Annotated in this window: 5 protein-coding genes; 2 read left to right on the top strand and 3 right to left on the bottom strand. The window is 76.5% G+C overall.

Features of this window, described 5'->3' with window-relative positions; genetic code table 11:
* Window positions 1–95: 95 nt before the first annotated feature.
* Entirely contained in the window at window positions 96–1,682 is a 1,587-nt protein-coding gene (locus tag ACIBTV_RS31285) for a hypothetical protein (RefSeq protein ID WP_396710777.1), read from the bottom strand.
* 44 nt (window positions 1,683–1,726) lie between these two features.
* Here ACIBTV_RS31285 and mptB (ACIBTV_RS31280) point away from each other — a divergent pair, with 44 nt between their 5' ends.
* Together mptB (ACIBTV_RS31280) and mptB (ACIBTV_RS31275) are read left to right on the top strand one after the other, a co-directional pair.
* A complete protein-coding gene (gene mptB, locus ACIBTV_RS31280) occupies window positions 1,727–3,127 on the top strand; it encodes a polyprenol phosphomannose-dependent alpha 1,6 mannosyltransferase MptB (protein ID WP_396710775.1) in 1,401 nt (466 codons plus the stop codon).
* Window positions 3,128–3,140: 13 nt separating this feature from the next.
* Window positions 3,141–4,676 carry a polyprenol phosphomannose-dependent alpha 1,6 mannosyltransferase MptB gene (mptB, locus tag ACIBTV_RS31275; RefSeq protein ID WP_396710773.1) on the top strand — a complete coding sequence of 512 codons (1,536 nt, stop codon included), beginning with the start codon at window positions 3,141–3,143 and terminating at the stop codon, window positions 4,674–4,676.
* An 86-nt stretch (window positions 4,677–4,762) separates the two neighbouring features.
* Here the strand turns inward: mptB (ACIBTV_RS31275) and ACIBTV_RS31270 are convergent, their stop codons facing one another.
* The gene (locus ACIBTV_RS31270) at window positions 4,763–5,743 is read right to left on the bottom strand and encodes a hypothetical protein (protein WP_396710772.1); all 981 of its coding nucleotides are present in this window, start codon (window positions 5,741–5,743) and stop codon (window positions 4,763–4,765) included.
* The gene (locus tag ACIBTV_RS31265) at window positions 5,740–6,105 is read right to left on the bottom strand and encodes a PadR family transcriptional regulator (protein WP_396710770.1); all 366 of its coding nucleotides are present in this window, start codon (window positions 6,103–6,105) and stop codon (window positions 5,740–5,742) included. The genes ACIBTV_RS31270 and ACIBTV_RS31265 overlap by 4 nt, the downstream gene beginning before the upstream one ends.
* Window positions 6,106–6,282: the final 177 nt, after the last annotated feature.

Genomic DNA, 6,282 nt, shown 5'->3' with positions numbered 1-6,282 from the left:
TCCTCGGTTGTCCTCACAAACCATCGATGATCAACGCGGTGGCCGTCTTCATGCCCCCGCCACGCCCAACGCCGAAGCCAAGTGACGTTGGAGTATTAGCTGCCTAGCGTGTACTCGCCGGGGTGGGGGACGGTGACGACCGTCCAGTTCCCGTCGGCCGCGACCGTCGCGCCGCTGGACGCGGTCAACCAGCGGCTGTGCCGGACCCGGACCGTCACTGGGCCGGCGGTCGGTGCGTAAAAGGCCACCGTCGCGCCGTCGGCGCGGACCAACTCGGCGGGGGCCGCGACCAATGGCGTCGGGTCGACCACCGCCCAGACCTTCCAGTGCGGGCCGGACCACACCGGTGTCAGGTACGGCAGCCCGCCCTCGACCAGTTCTGCCTCGGCCCGCCCCACCCAGGACAGCGGGGCGTCCGGCACCGCCACGTACTGCACGGCGTTCTCGGCCAGCCAGGCCCGGTAACTGGCCGGGGTCAGCGGCACACCGGTGCCAGTCGCGCCGGGCACGGTGGTGAAGAAGAGCGGGTTGCGGTCGATGTCGGCCTGCCGCAGCCAGCCCCGGGCCAGCGGCACCTCGCCGAGGCGGGCCGCCTCCCAGTAGTTGCGCGTCGGCGGCACCTCCACCCGGCCGGTGAGCCGCTGCTCGCCAAGGAACGCGCGCAGTGGCGCGTAGTAGTCCGGCGCGCTGGTCGGGTCTCCGATGCTGCGCAGGTCGGCGGGGACGACCGGCGGCTGCCAGACGCAGACGGCCGCCAGCAGGACGGCCAGGCCGACCCCACCCAGCAGCCGGGCCGGCACCGGCTTGACGGCCCGCCGACGGGCCAGCCGAGTCGACAGCCAGGCCGGTGGACGGGCGGCGGCAGCCAGCACCGGCAGCGCGAACATCGTCGCCAACCGGGTCGCGTTCAACCCCACCGGCGTGTGGACTCCGGCGGCGACAAGCACCCCGGCGGCGGCCAGCAGCGCGCCGAACCGCACCGGCCGGTACGCCACAAGCGCCGCCACCACCAGGCTCGTGACCACCGCCCGGACGGTGTCGGTGCGGCTGATGTTCATCCAGCCGCCGTCGCCGAAGAGCACCGCGGTCGCGGCCAGGGGCACGGCCGCCGCGACCCCGAGCGCCAGCCCGTCGGCGTACCGGCGGCTGAGCAGCAACGCGACGCCGGCCAGGCCGACGAACAGGCCGGCCACCGGGCTCGTCGCCGAGGCCAGGAGCGCGGCGACCGCGGCCAGCCCGAGCCTGCGACCCTGGGGCACGCCTCGGCTGAGCGCGAGCAGCGCGGCCAGCCCGAACGCCACACCGAGGGCGTAGGTGACCCGGCCGGAGACCAGGTTGCCGGCGAGCGTGCCGACCCCGACCAGGCTGCCCGACAGCGGCCGGGGCACCGCACTGTGGGTCAGCAACGCGGCCAGCGCGGCAGCCGACGCCACCAGTGCCAGAGCGCCGGTCACCCGGACGCCGAGCAACGCCATGACCGGCTGCGACACCAGGCTGTAGCCGAACTGCTGGACCCCGCCGTACCAGCGCAGGTCGACGGGGGACGCGCCGTGGGCGGCGAAGAAGTCGGCGCGGGCCACCTGCGCGGCCAGGTCCGAACCGAGGCGGGGCAGGGCGAGGTAGACCGCCCCGAGCACGAGCGCGGAGCCGGTGGCGACCGCCACCACCCGACTGCTCCGCATGCCCACCTCCGTACCGCGACAACGGTACTGGCAGCATGTCCCGCGTGCCTCACCACCTCGCGCGTTGGACCGGACTGGCGGGATCCGCGCTGCTGGCCGTCGCCGCCGCCCTCGGCGGAGCGCTGCCCCACGGCGATCTTCGGCCGACCCCGCTGAGCATCTGGCAGGGCCCGAACGGGCCGCTGATCATCCTCGGTTGGCTGGTGGGGACGGGTCTGCTGGCGTACGCCTGGTGGTCGCTGCGGGACGCGGATCTCCCGGTGCGGTGGGTGCTGGTCACCGTCGCGCTCTGGCTGCTGCCGCTGCTGTTCACGCCGCCGCTGGGCAGCCGCGACGTCTACGCGTACGCCTGTCAGGGCGCCAGCTACGCCGGTGGGATCAACCCGTACGAACAGGGCGTCAGCGCGCTGCCCTGCCCGTGGCTGGACACCATGTCGTACATCTGGCGGGACACCCCCGCCCCGTACGGTCCGCTCTTCGTGGTGTTGTCCGGCGCGGTGGTGTCGGCGACCGGCTCGCTGATCGGCAGCATCGCGCTGTTCCGTCTGCTCGCCGTGGCCGGGGTCGCGCTGACCGCGGCGGCCGTGCCGGTACTGGCCCGCCGCTGCGGGGTGCCCGCCGGTCGGGCGCTGTGGCTGGCGCTGGCCAGCCCGCTGGTCGCGGTGCACCTGGTCTCCGGTGCGCACAACGACGCGATCATGGTCGGGCTGCTGGTCGCCGGGCTGGCGGTGGTGGCGTCCCGGCCGGGCCGTCCCGGTCCGCTGCTCACCGGCGGCGTGCTGCTCGGGCTGTCCGCCGCGATCAAGGTGACCGCGCTGGTCGTGGTGCCGTTCGCGGCGCTGGCCGCGATCGTCGGCGGGTACTCCGTCCGCGCGCTGATCCGCCACGGCGGCTGGGTGGTCGGCGGCGCGGTCGGGGTCATGGTGGCGGTGACCGTCGCCGCCGGGCTCGACTTCGGCTGGATCAGCGGCCTCGAACAGGGCAACCTGGTCATCGCGTGGACGTCGCCGTCGACCGCCGTCGGGCAGACCGTCGGCTACCTGGGGCTGCCGTTCGGCTGGCACGGCGACGCGCTGCCGGTGACCCGGGCGATCGGCATGGCGGTCCTCGCCGTGCTGCTGGTCGGGCTCTGGTGGCGCGCCCGCACCCGCGAGCCGCTGCCCTACGCCGGTCTGGCGCTGGCCGCCACGGTGGCCCTCGCGCCGCTGTTCCACCCCTGGTACTGGACCTGGCCGCTGACCGTGCTCGCCGCCACCACGCCGCGCGTCCGGTGGGCGGTGCTGGTCGCGCTGGTGTCGTCGTTCCTGGTGCTCGCCGACGGCACGGGTCTGCCCCGATACACCAAGACCGTCGGCGCGCCGCTGATGACGCTGTTGGTGATCGTGGTGGTGGTCCGCTTGGTACGGTCGGCTCGGGCGGCCCGCCGGCCGGTCGCCGTGGAATGAGGGGGGCGCGCCGGTGACCGCAGCCGGCGGACGTCCGACGCCGGTCGTCGCCGTCGACGCGAGCGGCGAGGGCCGGGCCCGCCTGGCCCGCTGGGCCGGCCTGGCCGGCGCGCTGCTGCTCGCCGTCGCCGGCTACCTGGGCGGCGCGCTGCCGTCCGCGCCGCTGCGGACCACACCGGTGAGCATCTGGCAGGGGCCGCACGGCCCGGTGGTCGTCGGAGCATGGCTGGTCGGCACCGGACTGCTGGTCGGCGCCTGGTGGGCGCTGCGCCGAGGAGTCCCCTCCACCGGGTGGGCCTACCGCACCGCCGGGCTGTGGGCGCTGCCGCTGCTGGCGACCGCGCCGCTGGGCAGCCGCGACGTCTACTCGTACGCCTGTCAGGGCTGGGCGTACGCGCACGGCGTCGACCCGTACGCGACCGGGGTCGCCGAGGCCGGCTGCCCGTGGCTGGACACGGTCTCGCCGATCTGGCGGGACACCCCCGCCCCGTACGGGCCGCTCTTCGTGCTGCTCGCCGCGCTGGCGGTGCTCCTCGGCGGCGGACTGACCGGCACGATCGTGCTGCTGCGCCTGGTCGCCGTGGCCGGGGTGCTGCTGGTCGCGCTCTGCCTGCCCGGGCTGGCGCGCGCCGCCGGCGTACCGACCCGGCGGGCGGCCTGGCTGCTGCTCGCCTCCCCGCTGCTCGGCGTCCACCTGGTGGCCGGGGCGCACAACGACGCGGTGATGCTCGGGCTGCTCCTGCTCGGGCTGCTGGTGCTGGTGCGCTACCCGGGCAAGCCCCGCCCGCTGGTGATCGCGGGGGTGCTGCTCGGGCTGGCGGTCGCCGTGAAGGCCAGCGCCGTCGTGGTGCTGCCGTTCGCCGCGCTGGCCGCCGTGCGGGGCCGCTACACCGTACGGGCGCTGCTGCGCGACGCCGGCTGGCTCGCCGCCGGGGTGCTGGCCGCCCTGCTGGTCGTCTCGCTCGGGTCGGGGCTCGGCCTCGGCTGGGTCGGCGGCCTCACCCACAGCGCCGACTCCGCCCAGTGGACCTCGCCGCCGACCGCGGTCGGGTTCGTCGCCGACTACGCGGGGGATCTGCTCGGCCGGCGTACGGACGCGGTGCCGGTGGCCCGGGCGGTGGGGCTGCTGCTGCTCGCGGTGGTGCTGGTGGCGCTCTGGTGGCGGGCGTGGACGGCGCTGCGCGGGCTCAACGACGCCCGGCAGCGGGTCGCCCGGCTGGCGGCGGCCCGACCCCGGGTGACGCTGCGCTCCGCCGGGCTGGCGCTGGCGGCCACGGTGGTGCTGGCCCCGGTCTTCCACCCCTGGTACGCCACCTGGCCGCTGGCCCTGCTCGCGGTCGCCGCGACCCGCACCACCTGGTTCGTGCTGCCCTGCGCGCTCGCCGCGTGCCTCACCCTGCCGGACGGCACGAACCTGGCCCGGTTCAGCAAGGCGCCCGGCGCCGTGGTGATGACCGCCCTGGTCCTGACCCTGGTGACCCTGGCCCTGACCCGGCGCCTGCGGGCAGCCCGCGCCCGCGCCTCCGGGCCTCCGCCCGGTCGATCATGAGCTCGGCGGCGGATCGTCGACGACGAGCCGAGACCTCATGATCGACGCGCGGTCGCCCAGGGAGCGGGCGGGGACGGTGGCGGGGGTCAGCGGCGGGCGCCGCAGGTGGGGCAGGGGGCGGGGCTGTCGCGGTGGGGCAGGCGGCGGCGCAGGGCGAGCGCCAGCGGCAGCAGTGCGGGGCCGACCAGCCCGATCACGACGGCCGTCGCGGCCAGCTCGGACCAGATCGCGACGGTCATGCCGACCCCGTCGACCGCCGCGGCCAGCGGCTGCAGCGCGAGCAGGCCGATCGGCGTGAGCAGGACCAGCGCCGCCCAGACACCCCGATGGTCGGCGCGCAGGGCGAACCCGGCCGCGAGCAGCAGCGTCACCGCGAGCAGCGCGATGGCGGAACCCGGCAGCACCGGCACCGCCGTCCAGGTGTGGTAGCTGGCGCCGAAGACGCCCGGGGAGAGCTGGTGCGCCGTGGTCCCCGCGAGGGCGACGGCGATCAGTGGCGCCGCCCGCGGTGCCGCCGGCAGCGCGGCCGGCAGGCCGAGCGCGACCAGGCCCAACGCGACCTGCGGCACCAGCACGAACAGGGGTGGGCGTGGCAGGTCGACGAGCGCGGCGGCCGGGACGAGGGCGACGGTGAGCAGCACCGCCGCCGCGACGGTACGCCGGGTCCACCGACCGGGTGCCAGGGCGTGCACCACCGCGGCGAGCAGCCACACGGTCCACGCGCCGATGCCGAGGGAGACGAACGGTCCGGCGGTCGGCATGCCCAGCCCGGCGGGTGCGGGGCGCAGCTCCAGCAGCGACCAGGCCGCGGCGAGCGCGGTCGCGGTGAGGAAGGCGAGGACGGCGGCGAGGCGTACGCCCGGAATCAGGTCGACCGCCCCGGCGGCCCGCAGCCGCTGGCGGAGGCCGCCGCGCACGAGGTCGGCGGCGTCGGCGGCCGACGGCCACCGCTGGTCCGGTCGGGCCAGGTCGAGGTACGTCCCGACGATCTCGGCGCCCCGGGACCGGCGGTACTCCGTGGGGTACGCGCCGAGCAGGCGCAGGTAGCGGCGCTCCAGGTCGGTCATGCCAGACCTCCGGCGGTACGCGGGGCGAGCGGCCGGCCGGCCCGGGCGCGGGCCCGCAGCCGGTTGGTGGCCGCCTCGACGTTGCGGCGCAGGCGCTCGGTCTCGGCGCTGAGGGTGGCGTCGCCGGCGGGGGAGAGGCGGTAGTAGCGGCGGAGGCGGCCGTCCACCACCTCCTCCCGGTCGACCTCGACGAGGCCGGCGTCGACGAGCCGGTCCAGCGCCCCGTAGAGCGTGCCCGGGCGCAGCGAGACGCGGCCGTCGGAGAGGGCGGCGACCTCCCCGATCAGGCCATAGCCGTGCATCGGCTCACCGGCGAGTGCGGTGAGGATGAGGAAGGTGGGTTCGCGCAGCGGTGTGTCCATGCCCGGCAATATAACGGACGCGAAGGTATATCGGGGGGCGTTACAAAGGGGCCGGGGCCGGGGGGCCCCCCGGGGGCCCCCCCCCCGGGGGGGGGGGGGGCCGGGCCCCCCCGGGGTAAAGCGCGTCCACACCAGGGGGGGGGGGGCCGGGCCACCCCGCCGCCCCGGCGGGGGCGC

The sequence above is a fragment of the Micromonospora sp. NPDC049366 genome (assembly GCF_044466625.1).
Lineage (GTDB): Bacteria > Actinomycetota > Actinomycetes > Mycobacteriales > Micromonosporaceae > Micromonospora.
Note: the sequence above shows the minus strand (reverse complement) of the source record. Positions and strands in the feature narration are given on the sequence as shown.

Coding starts and splice junctions, on each gene's coding strand:
- ACIBTV_RS31270 (WP_396710772.1), bottom strand. CDS start 5,743: ATGACCGACCTGGAGCGCCGCTACCTGCGCCTGCTCGGCGCGTACCCC.
- ACIBTV_RS31265 (WP_396710770.1), bottom strand. CDS start 6,105: ATGGACACACCGCTGCGCGAACCCACCTTCCTCATCCTCACCGCACTC.
- ACIBTV_RS31285 (WP_396710777.1), bottom strand. CDS start 1,682: ATGCGGAGCAGTCGGGTGGTGGCGGTCGCCACCGGCTCCGCGCTCGTG.